This is a genomic window from Pyxidicoccus sp. M6, assembly GCF_055568925.1.
Genome location: NZ_CM145714.1, coordinates 13,277,929 through 13,299,698 on the forward strand (window position 1 = coordinate 13,277,929; position 21,770 = coordinate 13,299,698).

General features: G+C 70.6%; 20 protein-coding genes. 13 read left to right on the forward strand and 7 right to left on the reverse strand.

All coding sequences use genetic code 11. The features are described from left to right. Window positions 1-103 precede the first annotated feature (103 nt). The 3 genes from ACVTJA_RS52595 to ACVTJA_RS52605 all read left to right on the forward strand — a co-directional run bounded on the left by ACVTJA_RS52595 (window position 104) and on the right by ACVTJA_RS52605 (window position 2,724). Window positions 104-403, forward strand: a complete 300-nt coding sequence (locus tag ACVTJA_RS52595; protein ID WP_465832523.1) for a hypothetical protein — start codon at window positions 104-106, stop codon at window positions 401-403. A gap of 198 nt (window positions 404-601) precedes the next feature. Then, entirely contained in the window at window positions 602-985 is a 384-nt protein-coding gene (locus ACVTJA_RS52600) for a hypothetical protein (RefSeq protein ID WP_465832525.1), read from the forward strand. A gap of 74 nt (window positions 986-1,059) precedes the next feature. Continuing rightward, window positions 1,060-2,724 carry a sigma 54-interacting transcriptional regulator gene (locus ACVTJA_RS52605; protein WP_465832527.1) on the forward strand — a complete coding sequence of 555 codons (1,665 nt, stop codon included), beginning with the start codon at window positions 1,060-1,062 and terminating at the stop codon, window positions 2,722-2,724. A 6-nt stretch (window positions 2,725-2,730) separates the two neighbouring features. On the opposite strand, the gene ACVTJA_RS52610 is transcribed toward ACVTJA_RS52605, so the two are convergent. Together ACVTJA_RS52610 and ACVTJA_RS52615 are read right to left on the reverse strand one after the other, a co-directional pair. Then, window positions 2,731-3,039 carry a putative quinol monooxygenase gene (locus ACVTJA_RS52610; protein ID WP_465832528.1) on the reverse strand — a complete coding sequence of 103 codons (309 nt, stop codon included), beginning with the start codon at window positions 3,037-3,039 and terminating at the stop codon, window positions 2,731-2,733. After that, entirely contained in the window at window positions 3,036-3,410 is a 375-nt protein-coding gene (locus ACVTJA_RS52615) for a winged helix-turn-helix transcriptional regulator (RefSeq protein ID WP_465832529.1), read from the reverse strand. The genes ACVTJA_RS52610 and ACVTJA_RS52615 overlap by 4 nt, the downstream gene beginning before the upstream one ends. 131 nt (window positions 3,411-3,541) lie before the next feature. Between ACVTJA_RS52615 and ACVTJA_RS52620 the strand changes: the two genes are divergently transcribed. Continuing rightward, entirely contained in the window at window positions 3,542-4,069 is a 528-nt protein-coding gene (locus ACVTJA_RS52620; protein WP_465832530.1) for a hypothetical protein, read from the forward strand. Here ACVTJA_RS52620 and ACVTJA_RS52625 read toward each other — a convergent pair. The 4 genes from ACVTJA_RS52625 to ACVTJA_RS52640 all read right to left on the reverse strand — a co-directional run bounded on the left by ACVTJA_RS52625 (window position 4,047) and on the right by ACVTJA_RS52640 (window position 9,915). Next, entirely contained in the window at window positions 4,047-7,853 is a 3,807-nt protein-coding gene (locus tag ACVTJA_RS52625) for a protein kinase domain-containing protein (RefSeq protein ID WP_465832531.1), read from the reverse strand. The two genes, ACVTJA_RS52620 and ACVTJA_RS52625, sit on opposite strands and share 23 nt — an antisense overlap. A gap of 81 nt (window positions 7,854-7,934) precedes the next feature. Next, the gene (locus ACVTJA_RS52630) at window positions 7,935-8,426 is read right to left on the reverse strand and encodes a hypothetical protein (protein WP_465832532.1); all 492 of its coding nucleotides are present in this window, start codon (window positions 8,424-8,426) and stop codon (window positions 7,935-7,937) included. Window positions 8,427-8,484: 58 nt separating this feature from the next. Continuing rightward, window positions 8,485-8,856 (reverse strand): hypothetical protein, encoded by a 372-nt coding sequence (locus ACVTJA_RS52635; protein ID WP_465832534.1) that lies wholly within the window; start codon window positions 8,854-8,856, stop codon window positions 8,485-8,487. A gap of 105 nt (window positions 8,857-8,961) precedes the next feature. Continuing rightward, window positions 8,962-9,915, reverse strand: coding sequence for a DUF1152 domain-containing protein (locus ACVTJA_RS52640; RefSeq protein ID WP_465832535.1), 954 nt, complete (start codon window positions 9,913-9,915; stop codon window positions 8,962-8,964). Between the two features lie 55 nt (window positions 9,916-9,970). Between ACVTJA_RS52640 and ACVTJA_RS52645 the strand changes: the two genes are divergently transcribed. Together ACVTJA_RS52645 and ACVTJA_RS52650 are read left to right on the forward strand one after the other, a co-directional pair. Continuing rightward, complete coding sequence (locus ACVTJA_RS52645) at window positions 9,971-10,930, forward strand: ornithine cyclodeaminase family protein (RefSeq protein WP_465832536.1); 960 nt, start codon at window positions 9,971-9,973, stop codon at window positions 10,928-10,930. A 313-nt stretch (window positions 10,931-11,243) separates the two neighbouring features. After that, complete coding sequence (locus ACVTJA_RS52650; protein ID WP_465832538.1) at window positions 11,244-14,090, forward strand: Ig-like domain-containing protein; 2,847 nt, start codon at window positions 11,244-11,246, stop codon at window positions 14,088-14,090. 160 nt (window positions 14,091-14,250) lie between these two features. On the opposite strand, the gene ACVTJA_RS52655 is transcribed toward ACVTJA_RS52650, so the two are convergent. Next, complete coding sequence (locus ACVTJA_RS52655; RefSeq protein ID WP_465832540.1) at window positions 14,251-15,000, reverse strand: SDR family oxidoreductase; 750 nt, start codon at window positions 14,998-15,000, stop codon at window positions 14,251-14,253. Between the two features lie 107 nt (window positions 15,001-15,107). Between ACVTJA_RS52655 and ACVTJA_RS52660 the strand changes: the two genes are divergently transcribed. The 7 genes from ACVTJA_RS52660 (at window position 15,108) to ACVTJA_RS52690 (ending at window position 21,622) form a co-directional block, all read left to right on the forward strand. Then, window positions 15,108-15,890: a helix-turn-helix domain-containing protein gene (locus tag ACVTJA_RS52660; protein WP_465832541.1), complete on the forward strand. Its 783-nt coding sequence runs from the start codon at window positions 15,108-15,110 to the stop codon at window positions 15,888-15,890. Window positions 15,891-16,167: 277 nt separating this feature from the next. Beyond that, on the forward strand, window positions 16,168-16,647 hold the full coding sequence (locus ACVTJA_RS52665) for an RNA polymerase sigma factor (RefSeq protein ID WP_465832543.1): 480 nt from the start codon (window positions 16,168-16,170) through the stop codon (window positions 16,645-16,647). Beyond that, the gene (locus ACVTJA_RS52670; RefSeq protein WP_465832544.1) at window positions 16,647-17,387 is read left to right on the forward strand and encodes a hypothetical protein; all 741 of its coding nucleotides are present in this window, start codon (window positions 16,647-16,649) and stop codon (window positions 17,385-17,387) included. The genes ACVTJA_RS52665 and ACVTJA_RS52670 overlap by 1 nt, the downstream gene beginning before the upstream one ends. A 116-nt stretch (window positions 17,388-17,503) precedes the next feature. Next, on the forward strand, window positions 17,504-18,937 hold the full coding sequence (locus ACVTJA_RS52675; RefSeq protein ID WP_465832546.1) for a caspase family protein: 1,434 nt from the start codon (window positions 17,504-17,506) through the stop codon (window positions 18,935-18,937). Window positions 18,938-19,008: 71 nt separating this feature from the next. After that, window positions 19,009-19,434, forward strand: a complete 426-nt coding sequence (locus ACVTJA_RS52680) for a hypothetical protein (RefSeq protein WP_465832548.1) — start codon at window positions 19,009-19,011, stop codon at window positions 19,432-19,434. A gap of 100 nt (window positions 19,435-19,534) precedes the next feature. Continuing rightward, window positions 19,535-21,310, forward strand: a complete 1,776-nt coding sequence (locus ACVTJA_RS52685; RefSeq protein ID WP_465832550.1) for a chloride channel protein — start codon at window positions 19,535-19,537, stop codon at window positions 21,308-21,310. 12 nt (window positions 21,311-21,322) lie between these two features. Further along, entirely contained in the window at window positions 21,323-21,622 is a 300-nt protein-coding gene (locus ACVTJA_RS52690) for a hypothetical protein (protein WP_465832551.1), read from the forward strand. Window positions 21,623-21,770: the final 148 nt, after the last annotated feature.

Below are 21,770 nucleotides of genomic sequence, written 5' to 3' on the forward strand. Positions count from 1 at the left end.
CCGCCGGGCTCGCGGAGATTCTGGTAGCGCGGATTGCGGGCCGGGGGAAGGCGCCGCTTATGCACTATAGTGCCGGGCACTATAGCGATATGGACCATAGCGCATGAGCACCGTCCCCCTGGACGCGTACATCGTCGAGACGCTGATGCCGGACCTGGTGGGACATGACCGCTCGCCGTCCGCGTTCCTCGTGTACCTGCACCTGTGGCACCGCTCGGCCGGCTCGCGTGAGCGCAAGGTGGCGGCGAGCCTCGCACAGGTCGCCGAGGACACCGGCCTGTCCAAGAGCGCGGTGCAGGCCGCGCTGCGCCTGCTCAAGCGGCGCAAGCTGGTGAAGGCCGAGCGCGCCAGCCTCACCGCCGTGCCCGTGTACGAAGTCCTGCGGCCCTGGGTGCGTCGGTAGCGCGCCCGACACACGGCCGACATGTCGCCCCGCGTTCTCCGACACGTCGCACGCGGCCCCATTCGACGCTCGAAAGCCCCCGACGCAGAGGAGAGAGGAACGCCCGCGACAGGCCCTGGCACATGCGCTGCACAAGGGGACGGCAGGCGCGAACGGAACTCCCGGCGCGTCCCATCTCGAACTCGAAGGAGCCCTGCCATGCCGACCGTCTCCGTCCCCAAGCCCACGAACGAGCAGCCCTCTCCCCAGACGACCGAGAGCCTCAAGGCCACGCTCGTCAATCAGACCTCGGGGTCCCTCACCCTCGTGAACTCCGCCTCCGCCCTGCCGTGGGTGCAGGCACCGCCGGCCTCCATCGCTCCCAACCAGAGCGGGCAGTTCATCAGCCCCGGCAATTTCTCCAACGCCGCCAACGGCTACGTCATGTACGCGGCGCCCAATGGCGAGACGTTCTCCCTCGAGTGGGCCATTCCTTCCGTCGGCAAGAACAACATCACCTGGAAGACCACCTCGGGCCTGTCCGCGCAGGAGAGCGGCTCGCTGGACGGCTGGAACGTGTCGGCCGCGTGGGTCATCTCCTGAGTGGAGCCTGGCCCTCCCCGGTGCTGGAGTAGAATGAATCCGACTGGCCCGGGAAGCACCGCCGGAGGCCCCGCATGTCCCGCTCACTCGCAGACGTCTCCACCGCCGCCATCCCGAAACGGAGTGGCGGCCCCCAGGAGTCCCGCACCGTCCCGGCGCTGACCGTCGTCTCCCATCCGCTGTCCCGGCGTGTCGGGGAGCGGGTGCTGCTCGATGCCGTCAGCGCAGGCCGCGAGGTGGCCCTGTCGCGCAACGGGCCGGACTTCACGCGCCCCGGCTCCGCGCTCGGCGAGCCGCTGCTGGACCCGTTCATCAGCCGCAAGCCGCTGCACTTCTCGCCCGGCACGGCACCCGGCCGCGTGCGGCTGAGCAACAGCGATGGCGGCACGCAGGTGAGCATCGCCGGCACTCCGATGCAGGGGACGTGGGAGCTGGCGCCCGAGGAGCTCGCGGACGGCGTGCCGTTGGAACTGGGCGGGCGCGTGGTGGTGCTGCTGCACCTGACGGACCTCGCGGAGGAGTCGCCGTCCGCCGACACCCTGGGCATGGTGGGCGAGAGCACCGGCGTGCGCCGCCTGCGCCGCCACATCGAGCGAGTGGCGGACCTGGACGTGCCGGTGCTGATTCGCGGCGAGACGGGCACGGGCAAGGAGCGCGTGGCCCAGGCCATCCACCAGCGCAGCCGGCGCCGCGACGGGACGTTCCTCAGCGTCAACCTCGGCGCCATCCCCAAGGAGCTCGCCGCCGCCGAGCTGTTCGGCACGCAGAAGGGCGCGTACACGGGCGCCACGCAGGGACGCGAGGGCTTCTTCCGCGCCGCGCACGGCGGCACGCTGTTCCTCGACGAGGTGGGCGAGGCCCCGCCCGAGGTGCAGGTCATGCTGCTGCGCGTGCTGGAGACGGGCGAGCTGTACCCCGTGGGCGGCAGCGCGCCCATCACCGTGGACGTGCGCCTGCTCGCGGCGACGGATGCGAACCTGGAGGAGCAGATTCGCGACGGGCGCTTCAAGGCGCCGCTGATGCACCGGCTCGCGGGCTATGACATCCACGTGCCTCCGCTGCGCGAGCGGCGCGAGGACATCGGCCGGCTCTTCCTACACTTCGCCCGCGAGGAACTGGAGGCGATTGGCGAAGCAGGACGCCTGGACAACGACGATGCGTACGCGGAGCCGTGGCTGCCCGCGCCGCTCGCGGTGCGACTGGTGCGCTTCGCGTGGCCCGGCAACATCCGCCAGCTTCGCAACCTGGCGAGGCAGCTCGTCATCGGCAGCCGGGGTCAGCCTCGGTTGCTGGTGGAGCCTCGGCTGGAACACGAGCTGGAGGCCGCGGCGAGGAAGGCTCCGGTCAATGTCGTGTCCGCGGCCTCATCGATGCGTGGCCAGGCAACGACGGCGGCGTCCGTCACTTCAGAGCCGTCTCCCGCCGGAGACGAGAAGGCCGCGCCACGGCGGAAGGCCTCGCAGCTCACGGAGCAGGAATTGCTCGCCGCGCTGCGGGAGAACGACTGGGACCTCAAGGCCACGGCGGAGGCGCTCGGCATCGCGCGGCCCTCGCTCTATGACCTCATCGAGAAGAGCCCCAACCTGCGCACCGCGGGCGACTTGAGCACGGAGGAAATCACCCGCTGCTTCCAGGAGTGCGACGGAGACCTGGATGCGATGGTGCGCAAGCTCGAGGTGTCCCGCCGCGCGCTGGGACGGCGATTGAAGGAGCTGGGCCTCACGCCGCGCAACGCGTGAGGCCCCTCAGCGCTTCGTGCCCGCGACAGGGGTGAGCGCGTAGTGGCGCATCTCCTCGATGCGGCCGACATAGGGGCGAATCTCCGCGAAGAAGCGCGCGAACTCGGGGCTCTTGCGGAATCCCTGCAGGTGGCCCTCGGCGGAGTCCCACTGGATGCGGAGGATGAAGCGCGTCGCGTCCTCCGTGCAGCGCGACAGCTCCCAGCCGTGACAGTGGGTCGATGCTCGGAGCGCGTCCTGCGCGCGGGTGTAGCTGGCGATGAACGCCTCCGCTTCGGACTCGGGAATCGTGTAGCGGATGTACTCGACAATCATGCGGTGTTCCTTCGCTGTGCGGGCTTCGGGGTTTCGATTCGGGCTCCGACCTCATCCGCGATGCGCACGCCCCAGTCGTAGAGCGCCTGGAGCGTGGGCCGCGCGGACTCGCCCCTGGGTGTCAGGGCGTAGACGGCCTGCTTCGCCGCGCCGGGCCGCGTGACGCGCCGGATGAGCCCCTGCTCCTCCAGTTCGCGCAGCCGCTGGGTGAGCATCTTCTCGCTCATGCGCGGCACCAGCCGCCGCAGCTCCGCGTACCGCAGCGGCCCTTCCTTCAGCCGCGCGAGCATCACCACCTTCCACTTGCCGCCGAGCACCTCCAGCGCCAGCTCGACGGGACAGTTGAAGGTCCGTTCCAGGGATGAGGCCATGCCCTTCCCTAGCCTCCGTCCTCCGCGCATTCAACGAACCATCTGGTGCGTGGACGGCACGACTTTCGCTTAGGACTCACACGGAGCCCTGTACGCTGGTGGCTCGTCATCCAAAGGGAGGGAGCAGCACCATGCACAAGCGATTCGCCGTTGTGGCTGTGGTGGCCGTGGTCTGGGGAGTGGCCTGCGCGACGCGCTCGAAGGGCTCGGCACCGGTTGAGCCGGAGACCGTCACGATGGAGTCCCCGGACGCCGGAATCCGGTCCGACTCGAACTGCACGAACGACCTTTCGATTGATGTGGACCCTGAAGACGCGGGCAAGAAGTTCGACCCGCCGCCCAGGTCGGAGTGGCTGCTGTGCTCCACCGGCAAGTTGACCGTGACGAACGCGCTGAGCTACCCGCTCTGCCTCGTCATCGTCGACTCCATTGGCGCGAACGCCATCACCCCCATGGCCCTGGCCGCCTCGTCGGGTCCCACGGACGTCCCCAAGCTGAGCTCGGACCAGCGCTACACGCTCGGCGTCTGCAGGCAGAAGGACGGAGGCGACGGGGGCGACTGCTCGAGCGGGTGCAAGGGCGTCTCGCTCCAGGCCGACGGCGGCACCTCCATCATCGACACCATCAAGGGCAACATCAGCGTCGTCGGTAACCAGTAGCGGGCACCAGGCGGGCCTGCTCGCGGACCAGGGCCCGCTTCCGTGCGTCGTCGCTCGCGAGGACGCGCGCCAGCTCGTCCCGCGCCGCGCGCCACTGCTCCTGACGAGACTCGGGCGGTCCGGGTTGCATCACCCGCGCGGACAGCAGGGCGGCGCGAATCGCGAGCGCCTCCGCCCATGCGGGCCGCGCCGCCACCGCCGCCTCCGCCAGCGTCAGCCCCCGCTCCAGCACGGGCGTGGCGTCCAGGTGGGACTGCGAGCGCCACGCGCTCCACGTGAGACAGAAGCGCGCGAAGGCGGCGCGGGCCTCCGGGCGCGCGGGCTCCAGGTCCAGCGCCTTCTGGAAGGATTGGGCCGCGGCGTCGAAGTCCTCGTCGCGGCCCTCGCCGTTGCGCGCATGCCAGCGCGCCTCCACCGCCTGCGTCTCACCGAGGAGCAGCCACGCCTGCGCCAACGCGGGGTTGAGCTGGAGCGCGCGGCGCAGTGCCTCCGTGGCCTGCCTCAGGGAGCGTGTCGCGTCCTGCCCGTGCAGCAGTGCGTCCGCGGCCTCCACCCTGCGCACCGAGCCCAGCCACATCCACGGCTGCGGCACGTCCGGCAGCAGCGCCACGGCCCGCTGGAGCGCGGCCTCCGCGGCGCGCACGCTCGGCAGCGGGGACTCCGCGCTTCCGAGGAGGACGTCCGCGTGCCACGCGTGAAGCTCGCCGAGGTTGTTGTGCGCGAAGCCCTGCGTGGGGGCCACGGTGATGGCCTGCTCGAAGGCCTCCGCCGCCTGGCGCAGGAGGGGCCCGGCGTCGTCGCCGCGGTCCCACGCCTCCTTCGCCTGCTCGAGGAGGACGGTGCCCACGCCGTTGTGCAGGGGCGGCAGCTTCGCGTTGATGGACACTCCCCGGCGGTAGGCCTCCAGGGCTCGCGTCCACTCCGGCCCCGCGTCCTTTCCCGAGTCGCGCAGGCGGCGAGCTCGCGCCTCGTACACCTCACCCGCGTAGAACCAGGACGCGACGAGGCTGGGGTTGAGGGTGCACGCGTGCTCCATCGCCTCGGCCGCGCGCGCCAGGTCGCCGTCCGCGTCCTTCGCGCGGGGATGCGAGGCCCGTGACACGTAGGCCTGCCCCAGGTTGGTCCACGCGTCGGCCCGGCGGGAGTCCACCTCCACGGCGGTGCGGAAGGACTCGACGCTGCGGTCCCGGTACGGCAGGGCATCGCCGCCCAGGCCGTCCTCGGAGTCGGCCCACACCTTGAAGACGAGCCCGAGGTTGAGGTGGAAGTCGCAGTCGCGGGCCTCGGTGGGGATGCGCTCGAAGGTGGCGGCGGACTCGCGGAGCAGCTCGCGCACGTCCTGGCCCTGCTCCTGGAGATGGTTGGCACGCTGCCACGAGGCCAGCGCCAGCTCCGCCAGCGCTCTCGGCTCCGAGGGCGCGAGCGCCATGGCCTCACGCGCCGACGCCCGGGCCTCGTCCAGCAGGGGCTCCACCTCGCCGCCCTGCCGGGAGCGGTGCTCCGCGAGGCGACGGTGGAACGCGGCCCGCAGCACGTGGCTCATCATGTCGTCACGGGCCGCCGTGAGCGCTCGGCCGGTCGCCTCGACTCCGCGCGTGAAGGGAGGCAGCACGTCACCCTGTCCGTAGACCTCCATGATGAGGGCCTCGTACTCGAGCTGCGCCAGGGCGCGATGCACGGAGGGCACGCTGCGGCCGATGTCCGCGGCCTCTGCGTAGGCCTTGCGACCGGCATCGAAATCCGCGCGTGCGCCCTCGCGGTCCCCCGAGTTCCAGCGCCGCGCGGCGCGCGCGAGGTGGATGTCTCCGCGCAGCAGGGGTGCCTCATGGAACCACGGCAGCCGCGTGCCGAGCGCATCCAGCTTCGCGAGCGCCTCGTCGGTGCGGTCCTCGTGGAAGGCGCGCAGGGCGGTGACGTACTCGGGGGCAGGCACCTCCGCGCCCTCGCTGCGGCGCAGATAGTCCAGCGTGGGTGCGCGATAGCGGGCCGCCACTTCACGCAGTCGGGCCTCACGCTGCGCGGTGTCCCGCAGTCGCTCCGCCTCCAGTCGTTGCTCCTGGTAGAGATGGCCGAGCACCAGCGCCAGCGCGTACGCCACGCGAGGCTCCTGGTAGCCGAGCTTCCACGCGGCCTCCAGGTGCTCACGAGCGCGGGGCTCGTCTCCGAGCGCGAGGAAGCCGCGCCCCAGCGCGTAGTGTCCCGGCCCTTCCGCCACGGGGCCCGCGTCGCGCATCGCGGACTCGATGTCGCGCATGCGCGCGCGCAGGGCCTCGCGGTCCGCGCGGGTGTCGTGCAGCGGCGCGGTGCCGGAGTAGCGGGCCTGTGCTTCGATTCGCTCGACGCCCTCGGTGAAGCGGCGGGCCAGGGCCTCGCGTTGCGAGACTTCGCGGCGGGCGAGCACGGCCTGGCCCAGGCCGAAGGACACGGCGAGCAGCGCGACGGACGCGGTGGCCACGGCGCGGCGGTGCCGGCGCAGCCACTTGCGCGCACGGTAGCCGGGGCCGGTGCGGGCGAGGACGGGGGCGCCGTCGAGGAAGCGGCCCAGGTCCTCGGCCAGCTCGCGCGCGGAGCCATAGCGAGCAGAGCGGTCCTTCTCCAGACACTTGAGGGTGATGGCCTCCAGGTCCGCGGGGATGTCCTCGTCAATGGCGCGCGGAGGCCGGGGCTCCGCGGTGGCGATGTTGCTGAGCACCTCCAATCCGTTGTCACCGGGGACAGGGGATTGTCCGGTGAGGAGCGCGTACAGGGTGGCGCCGAGGCTGTACACATCTGCGCGCCGGTCCAACCGCGTGACTTCGCCCCGGGCCTGCTCGGGGGACATGTAGTGCGGCGTGCCGAGCACCGTGCCGGTGGCGGTGACGCCCTCCTTCCAGTCGCGAGCGAGGCCGAAGTCCATGACGTAGGGCTTCAGGCCGCCTTCCGGAGTGCGCTCGACGAGGATGTTGGACGGCTTGATGTCGCGGTGGACGAGCCCCGCGCGGTGGGCGGCGTGGACGCCCTCGGCGGCTTCGCGGAGGAGCATGGCCTTCTGCTCCACGGTGAGCGCGTCCACGAGCGCATTGAGGGGCTGGCCGTCCACGTACTGCATGGCGATGAAGACGCGGCCCTGGACTTCGCCGACTTCATAAACGCGGCAGACGTGCGGATGGTCCACGCGAGCCTGGGCACGGGCCTCGGAGACGAAGCGGCGGGCGAGCTCGGCGTCGTCGTCACGGACGAACTTGAGCGCGACCTGCCGGCGCAGGCGTGGGTCCCACGCGAGGAACACGCGCCCCATGCCGCCCTGTCCGAGGAAACGCACCGGTTGGTAACGGTCCCAGCCTGGAATGGGGAACGCGGGCTCGTCGGCGCGGGGGACAGAGGGTGACGGTGCCGGCGCGATATCCGGTTCGCGGTCGGTCGTGGCTCGGGGCGGGAGCTCGGGAGGGGAATCCGCAGGGTCCGGCGACGCGTCGTCAGAGCGCGGATCCGCGGTGCGAGCCTGCGGCGCCGGGGGCTGGACCGCGGCAACAGGTTGAAGCGTGTCGCTGGCCCGAAGATCCGCCGCGCCTTCGACATGAGGTGCGGGATGCGCGGTGGTAGCTGGATGAAGCGTGTCGTCCGCCAGGGCCTCACGGCGCAGCGCGATGAGCGAGTCCTCGGAGAGCCGCCCCTGCTCGCGCAGCAACTCCAGCGGGCCGATGCCCCGACGCGCGGCCTCCGCGCGCAGCGCGTCCGCATCCTCGCGGGACAGCACGCCCTCCGCGAGCGCATGACGCAGCTCGGCTTCGTATCGCTCGCTCACGGGTGGCCAGTCCCTCCCATCGGGAGCGTACCGAAGCGCCCTCGTCTCGCCCAACCGTGGGCGTACCTACCGCGGTTCCGCTCAAGCATCCTCCGCGAACGCCGCCCGAAGGTCCTTCATCCGCAGGTACATCCGGCGAGGCCACTCCTGGCCCTCGGGCACGGATGCCATCAGCGGCCTGTAGCCATGATGCGCATAGAAGCTGGCGGCCTTCGCGTCCTTCGCATCCACGATGACGAACACCACGCCCACCTGCGCGTTGACATGAAGCGCACGCCGGTGCGCGTCGTCGAGCAGCGCCACACCGACCCCCAGGCCCTTCACACGAACGTCGCGCGCCAGGCGTCCGATGATGACGACGGGCAGCGGATAGAGAGGAAGGCGCTTCGTGACTTCGGGAGGAGCCGAGCTCCGCTGAACCTCTCCCACCGTGAGCGTGTAGTAGCCCAACACGCGAGGAAGCATCGGGTCGTCATCCGCGCTTCTGCGAAGCACCCACGTGCGGCTGACGTCCCCTCGCTGGTTCTGCCCCGCCTCCTGGCGGAAGAAGCGGTTGAGCGCCTCTGATTCCAAGAGGAGGTGCGTCAGGTCGCATCCCCTACTTATTACATCCTCTCCTTACAAAGGACCTCTAGGGTCTTTCACGCCGTCGACGGTGCGACAGCTCCCGAAGCGCGGGGGCAGGCTTCGCGGGTGCCTCCAGCGACGCCGCGAGCCTATCGAAGTCTTCGTCCGGGAGGACGATCTGCTCCTTCCCCGAATGTGCCGCCCACTCCAGCCGGGTGAGCGAGGGAGAGCTGTACTCACGAATGACGGAAGGCTGGGCCGGAGACATGAAGGCAAGCCGACAACCCCTCCGCGCCTCCAGCACGGCCTTGGCGAACAGGTCGATGGCCTCCTGCACCACGGCACTCGTATCGAGCCCCAGCTCCTCACGGAGGCGCTGGAGTTGCTCCATCGCCGGAGCAGGCAGCGTCGCCTGAAGGCGTTCGGACTGGGCCATGACGATAACTCCCTTGCACACCGGGGCCTACTCAGAACCTACTCAATTTCTACTCAGTTCACAGTAGTCCCCAACCCCCTTCCGAGCAAGGCACCCCACCCCGAATCACACCGGAATGTCCTTCCACGGCCGCACGGAGGGCAGCCGGTTCCGGAAGTCCTCGATGCGCTGGGACACCTCCACCATCGTCTGCGTGTCCTTCAGCACGTCCAGGTACAGGCACCGCCGCGCGAGCGCCGTGAGGTCGAACGCCCAGTACATGCTCATCAGCGGGTTTATCCAAAGCGTGCTGCCCTCGGTGCGCACCGTGCGGTGGACGTTCCCGTACTCGCCCTCAATCGCCGTCACCACCGACAGCGACACGATGCTCGGCGCGCGAGGCATCCGCTCGCACACGTACGCCACCGCTTCCTTGTAGAGCGCCACCTCGCGCATCGGCTCCAGCAGCGCCGTCACGCCCAGGTACCCGCCCTGCTTGCTCAGCGCCGCCACCGACTCCAGGAAGTGCGCGTGGCAGACGCCATGGTGGAAATCCACGCCGAAGCCCAGGCACACCACCAGCTTCTCCCGCACATCCAGCCCGTCCACCGCCGTGAGACTGCTGAGGTCCTCCTCCGGCGTGCCCAGGCCAATCTCATCCCCGCGCATCAGGATGTCCGTCCCGCCATCCACCAGCACCACCGCGTCGAAGCCCAGCTTCTCCTTCAGCGCCGCATACGCCGCGCGCAGCGGCACCACGCCCATGTGCGCGAAGCAGTACACCGGCACGTGCTCGCCCCTGCCGAGGAACCACGCCGACAGCAGCCCCTCCGGGAAGTAGTGCACCGGCCCCTGGGTGTGGCCATCCACCTCCACCAGTCCGGGCGCCAGCGTGCGCCCCTCCACCCGCTCCAGTCGCGTGAAGCTCAGGTTCGCCAGCGACACCGTCTTCCCCAGCTCGCGCAGCCGGAAGTACAGCGGCAGCCCGCTGAACACATCGAAGCCTCCGCCCGCTCCCGCGATGAGCACATGCCGCGCGTCTTTCAGCCGCTCGAACAGCGGTGAAGTCGACAGGTCCACGTCACAACTTCCTTCCCGGCGCCAGCCTCGCGCTCACACGCTATATAGCCGCGCCATGCCCACCCTCATCCTCACCGCGAAGGACCTGCGCAGCCTCTACTCCGTCGAGCTCGGCCTCACCGCCGTCGAGCGCGCCTTCCGCGCCCACGGCCTCGGCGAGGCGCTCATGCCGCCCAAGGTCTACCTCTCCCTCCCCAAGTACGACGGCGACTTCCGCGCCATGCCCGCGTTCCTCGACGGCTCCGCGGGCGTGAAGTGGGTCAACGCCCATCCCCGCAACCCCGAGAAGCACAACCTCCCCACCGTCCGCGCCCTCTACATCCTCAGCGACCCGGACACCGCCTCGCCCCTCGCCATCCTCGACGGCACGCTCCTCACCGCGTGGCGCACCGGCGCCGCCGCCGGTGTCGCGTCCAAGTTCCTCGCGAAGAAGGGCCCGCGCACCCTCGGCCTCGTCGGCTGCGGCGTGCAGGCCCGCGTCTTCATCGAGGCCCACCGCGCCATCTACGGCGAGCTGGAATTGCTCCTCTCCGACGTCTCCGAGGCCGCCGCCAAGGCGCTCCAGGCCGAGAAGGGCGGCCGCATCGTCAGCCTCCAGGAGGCCTGCGGCGCCGACATCGTCTGCACCTCCACGCCCGTGCGCAGCCCCATCGTGAAGCGCGAGTGGATTCGCCCCGGCACGCACATCAACGCCATGGGCGCCGACGCCCCCGGCAAGCAGGAGCTGGAGCCGCGCATCCTCACCGACGGCCGCGTCTACATCGACGACACCGAGCAGGCCACCCACTCCGGCGAGGTCAACGTCCCCCTCCACGACGGCCTCTTCAAGGAGGAGCAGATTGCCGGCACCCTCGGCGAAGTCGTCGCCGGCAAGAAGCGCGGGCGCTCCGGTGACGAAATCACCGTCTTCGACTCCACCGGCCTCGCGCTCCAGGACGTGGCCCTCGCCCGCGCCCTCTACGACGTCGCCCTCAAGCGCGGCGTCGGCCAGCAGCTCGACATCGTCGGGGGCTGAAAACACCCCACCCCGCTGCCACTGCAACTCAATCACTGTCACGGGCGCGTATCGGAATACCGAGGGGTCAATTAAACCCCTGAGCAACCAGGGAGGTGTCCGAAACGCGGCTACTGGACACTTCCGGTTTAACTGGAGTATTCCATCAGTACGCGCTGACTGAGGGGGAAGTCCTTCCATCTCGTGGAGACAGCACCCGTCGGAGGGAGAGCCACTGCTCCCTCCGCGAGGGCCGTCCTACGTCTCGAGACCGCTCCTGAGGATTGGCGCGTGGGGGTCAATTCCTGACACCCGCTGTTGCCCTGGAGAGTCCATGCATCCCAATCCCTCACAGCGGCCCGCGCCGCGCCGCACCGGCCTGCTCGGGCTGGTGGCGCTGGCGGTGTCCGTCCTCGCCCTCCCCGCGTCCGCCCAGACGCAGACCAACACGCAGGCCACGCAGCGCGCCATCAACTTCCTCAGCGCGGACGTCGTCAACTGGACCAACGCCAACGGCTGCGTGGCCTGCCACCGGCAGGGCGCCGTGGTGTTCGGCATGTCCAGCGCCAAGGCCAACGGCTACGACATGAACTTCGTCGCCGCCAACGGGCAGACGAACGCGGCCAACCTGTCCGCCCTCGCCCTGCGCATCAAGAACGACCAGCTGGCCAACGGCTCGTGGATTCACGAGGGCGTGAACTTCCGCTACGAGAAGACGTCCTTCTCCACCTTCGGCCTGGCCGGGTACGACCAGAACGTCTCCACGCAGTACAGCGCGTCGCTCGTCGCCGCGGCCAACTGGGCGCTGACGGCGCAGTCGGCCAACCGGTGGCCGTCGGACCACGCCAACTTCCCGGTGGACCACGGGAGCGTGCCCACCACGGCGCGCATCATGACGGGCATCGCCCAGGCGAAGCAGCGCGTGGACCCGGCGAAGGCCGCGCAGTACCAGACCGCCCTGGACAACGCCGCCGCCTACCTGCGCGCCAACCTCAACAACAACGACACCTCCGCCCCCGGCGACGGCATGCCGTACACGTTCCAGATGGCGTGGGCGATTGTGGGCCTGAAGGCCGCGGGCCCCGGCCCCGGCGGCGCGAACACCACCGCCATCAACACCCTGGCGGACCGCCTCATCGCCCGCCAGTCCACCGCCGGAATCCCGGGCTGGGGCAACCTGGCCAACGAGGCCGCCAACGACTTCGCCACCGGCAGCGCCATCTACGGCCTGTGCCTCGCCGGCCGCGAGCCCGCCACGGACCCGCGCCTGCGCAGCGCGATTGAGTGGCTGAAGACGCGCCAGGCGGCGAACGGGAGCTGGGGCAGCGGCACCGCCAGCGTCGACATCCCCACCACCTTCGCGGCCCTCGGCCTGTCCTGCTTCGGCGACTTCAGCGTGAAGGTCACCGTGGTGGGCTCGGACAAGAAGGAGCTGCTCATCGACCACAACGCGCCGCAGACGGCGGTCTTCACCTTCCGCGTGAAGAACCACGGCTACCAGGCGGACTCGTACACGCTGAGCGTCCCGGGCGGCCTGCCCGGCTGGTCCGCGGTGGTGAGCCAGCCCACGCTGTTCCTCGCCGCCGGTGACGAGGGCACCGTCAGCATCACCGTCACCGCGCCGCCGAACCTGTTCCCCGCGCTCACCTCCGAGTTCACCCTCATCGCGACCTCGGTCGGCGCCCCGGGCGTGTCGGGCTCGGCGCGCGTCAACGCGTACACCCCGCCGCTGCCTCCCGTGACGGGCCGCCCCACCGTCACCGCCATCCAGACGCCCGCCGCCAACTCGCACATCATCATCGGCACGGGCGGCACGCTGTCCGCGCGCGTGACGGACGCGGGCGCCCCCATCGTGGGCCCGGGCCGTGGCGTCGTCACCTTCTACGTCGCGGGCGTGCCGGTGGGCGCGGACGCGGACGCGGACGGTGATGGCCTCTTCACCACGCCGTGGGTGCCCGCGGTGGACACGTGGACGGTGACGGGCGCGCAGGACTACCGCGCGGTGTACTCCGGCGTGGAGCTGCCGTCGCCGCTGGCCAACCTGCTGGGCAGCACGGACTCGCGCACGCTCATCATCGACCCGTTCCCGCATGACACGCCGATGGTGACCATCGGCAACCCGCCGGCCTTCACGCGCGAGACGAACCTGGACATCTGGGGCTACGCGACGCCGCGCGCTCCCGGTGCCTACGTCAACTACGCGGCCTTCATCGTGAATGGCGGCGAGCCCATCGTCCTCACGCCGGGCAACGGCGGCCTCATCTACACCTCCATCGTCCTGTCGGAAGGGCCGAACATCATCCAGATGACCGCGCGCGACACCTTCGGCGGCGTGACGACGAAGCAGGTCAACCTCACGGTGGACCGCGTGGCGCCCGTGCTCACCATCCAGTCGCCCGCGGACGGCGCGTCCATCGGCCAGTCGATTGTGGCGGTGACGTCGTCGGTGCAGGACCAGACGCCGGTGCGCGTGGAGACGCAGTGGGCCAACGTGTCGCTGCTCGAGTTCGGCAACGGCACCGTCACCCACAGCGTGCCGCTGAACTACGGCGACCAGGGCATCATGGTGCGCGCCACGGACAGCGCGGGCAACGTCACCGAGAAGTTCATCATCGTCTGGGTGGACCCCGGCACGCCGGTGGTGAGCACCACCTTCGCGGACAACCAGCTCTACGGGCCGCTGCCGAACAGCGAGCTCAGCTATGGCGTCATCGTGCAGACCATCTCCGCCACCACCGTGCGCATCAACGGCGGGCCGGTGATGTCGCTGCCTCGCGGCGGCGGACAGATTGACACGACGGCCGCGCTGCTGCCCGGCGTCAACACGCTGAACATCACCGTGACGAGCGAGACGGGCGTCACCACCACCACGACGCGCCGGGTGAACTACGACGTGGCGCCGCCCCAGGCCACGCTGCTCAGCCCCACGGCGGGCAGCACCGTCAGCGGCACGATTACGCTGCGCGCCCGCATCACCGACAACTTCGGGCCGGTGACCAACGTGGGCTTCAGCCGCGACCGCTCCGGCATCCGCGCCGGCACGCTCCAGTCGGATGGCACGTGGACCGCCGAGCTCGACACCCATGAGCTGCTCGACGGGCTGCACACCATCGACGTCTGGATGAGCGACGGCGTGGGCAACGCCACCGTGCAGAGCTTCAACATCAGCGTCGACAACTGAGCCAGGGCTCGCGCAGTGAGGACGGGACGCCGCGAAAGGCTCGCGGCGTCCCGTTCGCGTTCCAGGCGGCCGGACACGCTCGGCTTCTTCGCCGCTTTCACGGCCGTCCCGTCCGCCGCCGCGGTGTGCCCGACGTGCGGGCCGGGTCAGCCCGCCCGCGTCACCACGGGATGACGCCCTCCTCGTTCGCGAACGTGCCCGAGGGGCCGTCCGGGCCGAGGAGCGCGACGCGCACGGGCTCTCGCGCGGCCTCCTCGACGCTGCGCGTGCCCTCGAAGTTGTTGAGGTCCGTGGCGGTGAAGCCCGGGCACACGGCGTTCACCTTGATGCGGGTCGACTCGAGGTCCAGGGCGAAGGCGAGCGTGATGGCGTTGAGGGCCACCTTCGACGTGGAGTACGTCCCGAACATCGTGCGGTACGGGGTCTTCGGGTCCGCGATCAACGCGAGCGAGCCGGTGCTGCTCGAGACGTTGACGATGCGTCCCGCCGGCGCTTCACGGAGGAGCGGGAGCATCGCTTGCGTGACGGCGATGACACCGAACACGTTCGTCTCGAACACCGCGCGGAACTCGTCGAGAGACGCGACGCTCACACGGCCTGCCTTCGCGATGTCCGCGAGCGGACGGCCCGGCTTGCCCGCATGAGAGATTCCCGCGTTGTTCACGAGCACGTCGAGGCGACCGAGCTCGCTCCGGATGCGCTCCGCCGCGGCGGCGATGGACTTCGCGTCCGTGACGTCGAGTGCGAGCGCACGGGCGTCACCGGCGATGGTCCTCGCCGCCGCCTCGCCACGGTCGAGGTCGCGCGTTCCGACGAGCACGGTGAAGCCGCGTGCGGCGAGGTCCTTGGCGATTTGAAGGCCGATACCCTTGTTTGCCCCGGTGATGAGGGCGACTTGTTTGTCGTGCATGCCCAAGGGTTTACGGAGCCAGAATGCGGCGGACTTGGATTTTCTTGGCGGAAATCCCCGCCAAGAATGCCCAAGCCCGAGCCACCGCGGCGCGCTACGCTGGGAGGATGTCCATCGACGGTGTGGTCCCGGTTTCGCTCCCCGGCCTGCGAGTCCTGCGCTGGAAGACCGATGAGCTCCACGTCGGCATGAAGGAGCACCACGCCGTCGCGCGCATCGAGCACGGGCGCAGCGAGTGGTGGGCGCAGGGCAAGGTGTGGAACGGCGGGCCCGGCTCGATTCAACTGAAGCAGCCGGGCGACGTGCATCGCGACGTCGCGCACGACGGGCCTGTTACGGTCCAGCTCATCCTGCTGCCCGCGAGCGACTTCGAGCGCGTCCGCGACGAGGGCAAGGTCGTCGCGTATCCGCAGCTCACGCCCGGAGACGAACGCGGCCTTCCCTTCCATCGCCTTCACGATGCGGTCGCCGCCGGCGCGGATCGCCTCTCGCTCGAGGTCGCGGTGACCGAAGCCATCGCGGCGTTCACGGTCTTGAAGAGCGCCCTGCCGGACCACACGCGGCCGGTGCGCCGGGCGATGGAGTACCTCCGCGAGCGCCTGGACGACGCGATTACGCTCGAGGACCTCGCGCTCTACTCCGGCCTGGACAAGTTCCATCTCTGCCGCGCGTTCCGCGCCCAGATTGGGATGCCGCCGCACTCGTACCTCACGCACCTGCGCATCGCGCGAGCGAAGGAGCTGCTCGAGAGCGGCGTCCGAGCGTCCGAGGTCGCACCGCGCGTCGGGCTCTATGACCAGAGCCAGCTGAATCGCCACTTCCGGCGCATCGTCGGAACGACGCCGGCGCGTTACGGGAGCACGTGGCCGAAGTCGCGCCTCCGGACGTAGGCGCTGGGCCCATGCCGGGGCCCCGGGTGAGCGCGCGGAGCTGAGCACACATCAGGTCCACGCCCGGACGTGGGCTGAAGCCACGGAGCATCCCGCGCGCATCCTCCCGACTCCGCCCCGTCCGGGGGCAGGAAGCGCCCCCCGATACACCTGCTCCCGGATTGCGTTACTCCGGCGCCCCCCGGAATGAACCGTGGCCGGATTTTCGGGAGGGGTGCGTCCTCACCAGGGTGACCCGTACGGCGCCCATGGGCGGGACGTGTGCCGGAGGAGAGCGTTGAAGCTCGAGGAGGCCTACGCGGCGTACTTCCCCCGCATCCGGGAGAAGTGTGGCCGCATGTTGAAGAATCCGGGCGACGCGGAGGACGTGGCCCAGGAGACCTTCGTGCGGCTGTGGCAGGCGCGGCTGCAGGATGCCGACCCGCGCCGTGTGGTGGCCTGGGTCTACCGCACGAGCACACGGCTCGCCATCGACCGGATGCGCCGCAACCGCACGGCCGCGGAGCTGCCCGGTGAGGACACGCTGCGGCGGCTGTCCACGTCCGTCCCGCTGGAGCGTGAAATCGCCGGGCGCGACGCGCTGGCCTGGCTGATGGACCAGCTCCCCTCGGACGAGCTGGAGGCCGTCCTCCTGCACCGGGTGGACCGCCTCACCCAGCCAGAGCTGGCCGAGGTCCTCCAGATATCCGAGCGCACCGTGCGCCGGCTGTTGAGCCGCTTCGACGCGCGGCTGGCAGCGCTGAAAGGAGCGTCCTGATGGAGCCCCGAGCCGAGCACCCCTCGTTCCTGGAGCTGGACCGGCTGGAGTGGAGCGAAGGCTCCGAGGCGCTGCGCGCGCACGTGGCCGGCTGCGCGGAGTGCTCGGACCACCTGGAGCACCTGGGCCGGCCACGCCCCGTGCCCCCGTGGGCGCGTGAGCTGGAGGCACGGCCTCGAGGGTGGCTCTCGCTGCTCACGGGAGGCAGGCGCTGGGCTCGCGAGCCGGGGGAGCGCTTGCCGTCGATGGGCAACAGGCGCTGGATGTGGAGCGGCGCGGCGGTGGCCGGAGCCCTGGCGGTGCTCACGGTTTGGGGGGTCTCCACTTCCCTCCCTCCAGACGCCGCGCGTCCCTACGTGGGAGTGAAGGGTGTCCCCGTGGTGGTCGTGCACGTGCGCCACGGGCAGGACGTGTCGCCGTGGGATGGCAAGCGCCTCCTCGTCCCCGGAGACAGCGTGCGCCTGGAGGTCTCCGCGTCCGGCCAGCCCCACGTGCTGGTGGTCTCGCGCACTCCCGAGGGCGACTTCGTGCCGCTCTACGAGGGGACGCTCCCGGAGGGCGGCGCGCTGCTGCCGCGGAGCTGGACCGTGGACGCCGAGGGAGCGCGCGAGCACCTCGTCGTGGTGCTGAGCCGCGAGCCGCTCGCGTCCCCGGCACTGCGGCGTGCATTGAGTGGGCGCGACCTGCCCCCGGACGTATGGGTCACGGAGCTTCAACTGCCCAAGCAGTCCGCGCCCTGAAGCGCGCCGGCACGGGCGGAGGAACCGAGGACATGGACAGACGCATTCGGAGAGGCGTGGCACACCGTGCACCGTGGGCATGGGTGCTGCTCCTGGTCCTGCTGAGCACGAAAGCAATGGGAGCACCGGCGCGCATGGCGGTGGTGGTGGGCAGCAACGGCGCCGCGGCGGGCCGCCCCGCGCTGCGCTACGCCCACGAGGACGCGCGGCGCATGGCGGAGGTGCTGGTCCAGGTGGGCGAGTTCCGCTCCGAGCACGTGACGCTGCTCCTGGACCCCACGCCCGAGGCCCTGCTGTCCGCGCTGGATGCGCGCATCCGTGAGCTCCAGGGCAGGCCGGGCGAGACGCTGCTCCTGTTCTACTACTCGGGCCACTCGGACCCGAGCTTCCTCTACCCCGGAGGCCGGGAGCTCGCGCTGGAGGAGCTGCGCAAGCGCGTGGACACGCCGGCCGCCACCGTGCGGCTGGGCATCATCGACGCGTGCAGCGGCGGCGGCTGGACGCAGACCAAGGGGCTGAAGCCCGAGGCCCAGCCCTTCCAGGTCTACATGCCCATGGTGGTGCGCAGCGAGGGCAGCGTGCTGATTGCCTCCAGCTCCGGACGGGAGAACGCGCACGAGACGGAGGCGCTGCAGGGCTCCTTCTTCACGCACCACCTCGTGGCCGGACTGCGCGGCGCGGCGGACCAGGCGGAAGACGGCGAGGTCTCCGTGGTGGAGGCCTTCAGCTACGCGCGAGAGCGCACCGTGCGCGACACCGTGCTCATGGGCATCTCCCCGCAGCACCCCAGCTTCGAGCTCAACCTGAGAGGCCGCGCGGACGTGGCGCTCACCCGCGTGGCCTCCGCGGACAGCCTGCTGAAGCTGGAGCAGAAGCGCGGACCGCTCACGGTGCTGCAGGCCGGCAGCGGAGGTCAGGTCACGGAGCTGCCTCGCGGTGAGCGCAAGGCCGTGCTGGCGCTGCCGCCCGGGAGGTACCTCGTGGTGCGCAAGGACGCGAACGGCCCCGCGCATGTCCGTGAAGTCTCCCTAAAGGAGGGCGAGACGGTGACGCTGGCCGAGGACAGCCTGGAGCCCGTGAGCGCCGCCTCCCTGTCCCTCAAGGGAGGGCCGCCGCCCACCCGCACCGTCTCGCTCTCGCTCTTCCCGAGCGGTGAGTTCATCGGCGAGGCCTTCGGCATCGAGCTCGAGCAGGGCCTGGGACGCCACTTCTCCGTCGCGCTCGCGCCGTACCTCACCAACCGCTCCGCGCTGGGGCTGACGCTGTCGGGCCGCGCCTTCCTCGTCGGCCGGGCCCCTTCGGGCTTCTGGGTGGGCGCGGCCGGCTACGCCGAGCTGGAGGAGGACTATCCGAGACGGGGCGTGGGGCCCACGGCGGGCTACACGTTCGTGTATTCGCACTACATGGCCTCGCTCGGCGCCACCGCCTTCGCGGAGTGGTACAGCACCCCGGCGCCGGCCTTTGCCGGCGAAATCCTGAACCAGTCTCCTGGCTGGCACTACGGGGGCATCAACACCAAGGTACACGCCAACATCGGCGTGGCCTTCTGAGCCGGCGCATGGCCGGGTTCCGGCACCGCGTGCGTCCTTTTCTTGCCGCTGATGCGGCAGGAGACCTTCACATGACGAAGACGCAATGCCTGGGTGCGGTGCTCGCGGTGCTGCTGGTGGGTTGTGGCTCGGAGTCCCCCCGCACGACGACGGACGAGGTGCAGCAGACGCAGGGTGACGCCATGACTGGCGTGACCTGTGAGGACATCGAGCAGGTGGTGGACGCCATCCGCGATGGACTGGGTAGCTGCAAGCCCACCTTCGAGAACCAGGAGCCGCTGGCCTTCAGCCGCGCCGCGTGTGATGCGGGGCTGAGCACCGCGTGCGACGCCAAGGAGCTGGAGCTCATCACGCAGTACGTGGCGTGCCTCCAGGCGGTGGCGGCGTGTGTCCCCGCGCAGCAGGAGGCCTTCGATGACGCCATCGATGCCTGTCTCGACACGCTCCAGAACAGCGGAGCGGACGAGGAATGCTACGAGCTCGCCATCGGTGACTGAAGGCGGGCGAAGCTCGCGCCCCCTGCCCGTTCGTCCGTGAGGCGACCGGGCGGCCCCGGGTGCCAGCCAGGGGGACTGGCACCCTCTAACTTGGATTGGCGTGAGTCGCGCCAACGCATCCGCCGACGTCCACGAGCCCCCCGGCGTGGACGTCAACCGCCGCTTCTACCACTCGCTGCGAGGCTTCCTTCAGGGCGTCACCCAGGTGGAGAAGCGCTTCTGGCTCCTCGTGGTGGCCGTGGGCCTCATCGCGGGGCTGGGCGCGGTGGCGCTGCTCAAGGTGCTCCGCTTCACGCAGCAGCTCTTCTGGCGCAACGGCGGAGAGGAGTTCCTCGCGGGCGTGGCGGCCGCGCCCACGTGGCGCCGCGTGCTCATCCCCATCCTCGGCGGCGCGCTCGTCACCCTGGTGTCGCTCATCGTCGGCCGCCCGCTGCGCGGCCACGGCACCGCCGGCATCATCGAGTCCATCTGGGTGAGGGAAGGCTGGCTGTCCCTCCCTCGCGCGCTGCTGCGCGGACTGGTCTCCATCCTCGCCGTGGCGCTGGGCGCTCCCCTGGGCCGCGAGGGTGCGCTGCTGTCCACCGGCGCCGCGAGCGGCTCGGCGCTGGCGCGGACCTTGAGGCTGGGGCCCGGACAGGCCCGCCTGCTGGTGGCGTGTGGCGCGTCGGCCGGCATGGCCTCGGCGTACAACGTGCCCATCGGCGCGGCCCTCTTCGGGCTGGAGGTGCTGCTGGGCAGCTTCGCGCTGGAGATGTTCGGCCCCATCGTCGTCTCGTGCGTGGTGGCGACGCTGGTGTCGCGCGTGCTCATCGCGGACCACCCCAGCTACGTCATTCCCCACTACGCGCTCACGCACCCGCGTGAGCTCGCGCTGGCCATCGTGCTCGGGCTGGTGATGGGCGTGGCCTCCGCCCTCTACGTGCGCGGCATCAACCTGCTGTCGGACCTGCTGGACCGCGCCGCCGGGTGGCTGTCCGCCTTCCTTCCCCTGGTGGCCATGACGGTGGTGGGAGTCGCCGCGGTGTGGCTGCCGCAGCTCATGGGCAACGGCTACGACGCGGTGAACGCGGCGCTGCTGGGCCACGTGCCGCTGGTGATGCTGCTGCTCCTGCCGCTGGCGAAGCTGGCGCTCACCTCGCTGTGCGCGGGCGCGGGCGTGCCGGGCGGACTCTTCACGCCGTCGCTGTTCTTCGGGGCGCTATTGGGCGGTGCCTTCGGCGTGCTGTCCGGATACCTGATACCGGGCAGCACGCCCAGCGGGGCATACGCGCTGCTGGGCATGGGCGCGGTGCTCGCGGGCACCACGCACGCGTCGGTGTCCGCCGTGCTCATCATCTTCGAGCTCACCGGCGACTACCCGCTCGTGCTGCCGCTGATGCTCAGCACCGTGGTGGCCGCGGCGGTGAGCCGCAGGCTGGAACCCGAGTCGCTCTACACGTCCGTGCTCAACCGCCGCAACGTGCGCATGCCGGCCACCGTGCCGCAGTGGCTGCGCCAGGAAGGCGCCCGCTCGCTGCTCATGCCCGTGCGCCAGCGCGTGTCGCCCGCGGCGCCCTTCCAGGAGGTGGTGGCGATGCTGCTGGAGCTGCCCGCGGGCGAGGACCTCTACGTCACCGACGAGCAGGGCCGGTACCGCGGCGCGCTGGTGCTGGACGCGCTCAAGGGTCACCTGCCGGACCATTCGTTGCTCCAGGCAACCATCGCCGAGGACATCCTCGACTCGAGCGTGAGCCCCATCACCCCGGACCTGTCCCTGGCCGAGGTGGCGCGGCGCTTCTCCGAGACGGCGCTGGAGCGGCTCCCCGTGGTGGATGGCGGCTTCCGGCTGCTCGGCACCATCTCCAAGCGGGACGTGCTGAGGCAGGGGACGTTCTGAAGGAGGCGCGACGTGGAACACAGGCAGATGCCCCAGGGCCCGGCGCGCGTGTGGAGCATCGTGGTCATGTCCGTGCTGTGCACGGTGCTGACGGTGGTGCTGCTGAGAAACCCGGCCCCGCCCACGCGGCCTCCCGCGCCCGAGGAGCCCGCGCCCCCCGCGCCCCTCACCGACGAGCAGCGGCGCGCCATGTATCGCGCGTGGCCCCTGTTCGGCGGCTGGCCATTGCCGCAGCCTCCTGGAGGCCCGGGCCCGGAAGCCGCGCCCGGGGAGTCCTCCGAGGCTCCGCCCGCGCCTGACGACCGCCGCTGAGCCCTGCATGTGCGGCCCGGTCCGACGCCATCGCGCGTCATTCCCTTCCATGCCCACGCGGAGTGACGCCAATTCCATACGAGCAGCGCGAGTGCGGGGGTGGGTCTGAATACACCGACGCGTCAAAGGCACGTGAAGACGGATAGGC

What these genes read in the sequence shown, in the direction of transcription:
- ACVTJA_RS52660 (WP_465832541.1), top strand. Translation starts at nt 15,108, where the DNA reads ATGTCCATCGACGGTGTGGTCCCGGTTTCGCTCCCCGGCCTGCGAGTC.
- ACVTJA_RS52680 (WP_465832548.1), top strand. Translation starts at nt 19,009, where the DNA reads ATGACGAAGACGCAATGCCTGGGTGCGGTGCTCGCGGTGCTGCTGGTG.
- ACVTJA_RS52595 (WP_465832523.1), top strand. Translation starts at nt 104, where the DNA reads ATGAGCACCGTCCCCCTGGACGCGTACATCGTCGAGACGCTGATGCCG.
- ACVTJA_RS52675 (WP_465832546.1), top strand. Translation starts at nt 17,504, where the DNA reads ATGGGAGCACCGGCGCGCATGGCGGTGGTGGTGGGCAGCAACGGCGCC.
- ACVTJA_RS52620 (WP_465832530.1), top strand. Translation starts at nt 3,542, where the DNA reads ATGCACAAGCGATTCGCCGTTGTGGCTGTGGTGGCCGTGGTCTGGGGA.
- ACVTJA_RS52610 (WP_465832528.1), bottom strand. Translation starts at nt 3,039, where the DNA reads ATGATTGTCGAGTACATCCGCTACACGATTCCCGAGTCCGAAGCGGAG.
- ACVTJA_RS52615 (WP_465832529.1), bottom strand. Translation starts at nt 3,410, where the DNA reads ATGGCCTCATCCCTGGAACGGACCTTCAACTGTCCCGTCGAGCTGGCG.
- ACVTJA_RS52635 (WP_465832534.1), bottom strand. Translation starts at nt 8,856, where the DNA reads ATGGCCCAGTCCGAACGCCTTCAGGCGACGCTGCCTGCTCCGGCGATG.
- ACVTJA_RS52655 (WP_465832540.1), bottom strand. Translation starts at nt 15,000, where the DNA reads ATGCACGACAAACAAGTCGCCCTCATCACCGGGGCAAACAAGGGTATC.
- ACVTJA_RS52650 (WP_465832538.1), top strand. Translation starts at nt 11,244, where the DNA reads ATGCATCCCAATCCCTCACAGCGGCCCGCGCCGCGCCGCACCGGCCTG.
- ACVTJA_RS52670 (WP_465832544.1), top strand. Translation starts at nt 16,647, where the DNA reads ATGGAGCCCCGAGCCGAGCACCCCTCGTTCCTGGAGCTGGACCGGCTG.
- ACVTJA_RS52605 (WP_465832527.1), top strand. Translation starts at nt 1,060, where the DNA reads ATGTCCCGCTCACTCGCAGACGTCTCCACCGCCGCCATCCCGAAACGG.
- ACVTJA_RS52600 (WP_465832525.1), top strand. Translation starts at nt 602, where the DNA reads ATGCCGACCGTCTCCGTCCCCAAGCCCACGAACGAGCAGCCCTCTCCC.
- ACVTJA_RS52645 (WP_465832536.1), top strand. Translation starts at nt 9,971, where the DNA reads ATGCCCACCCTCATCCTCACCGCGAAGGACCTGCGCAGCCTCTACTCC.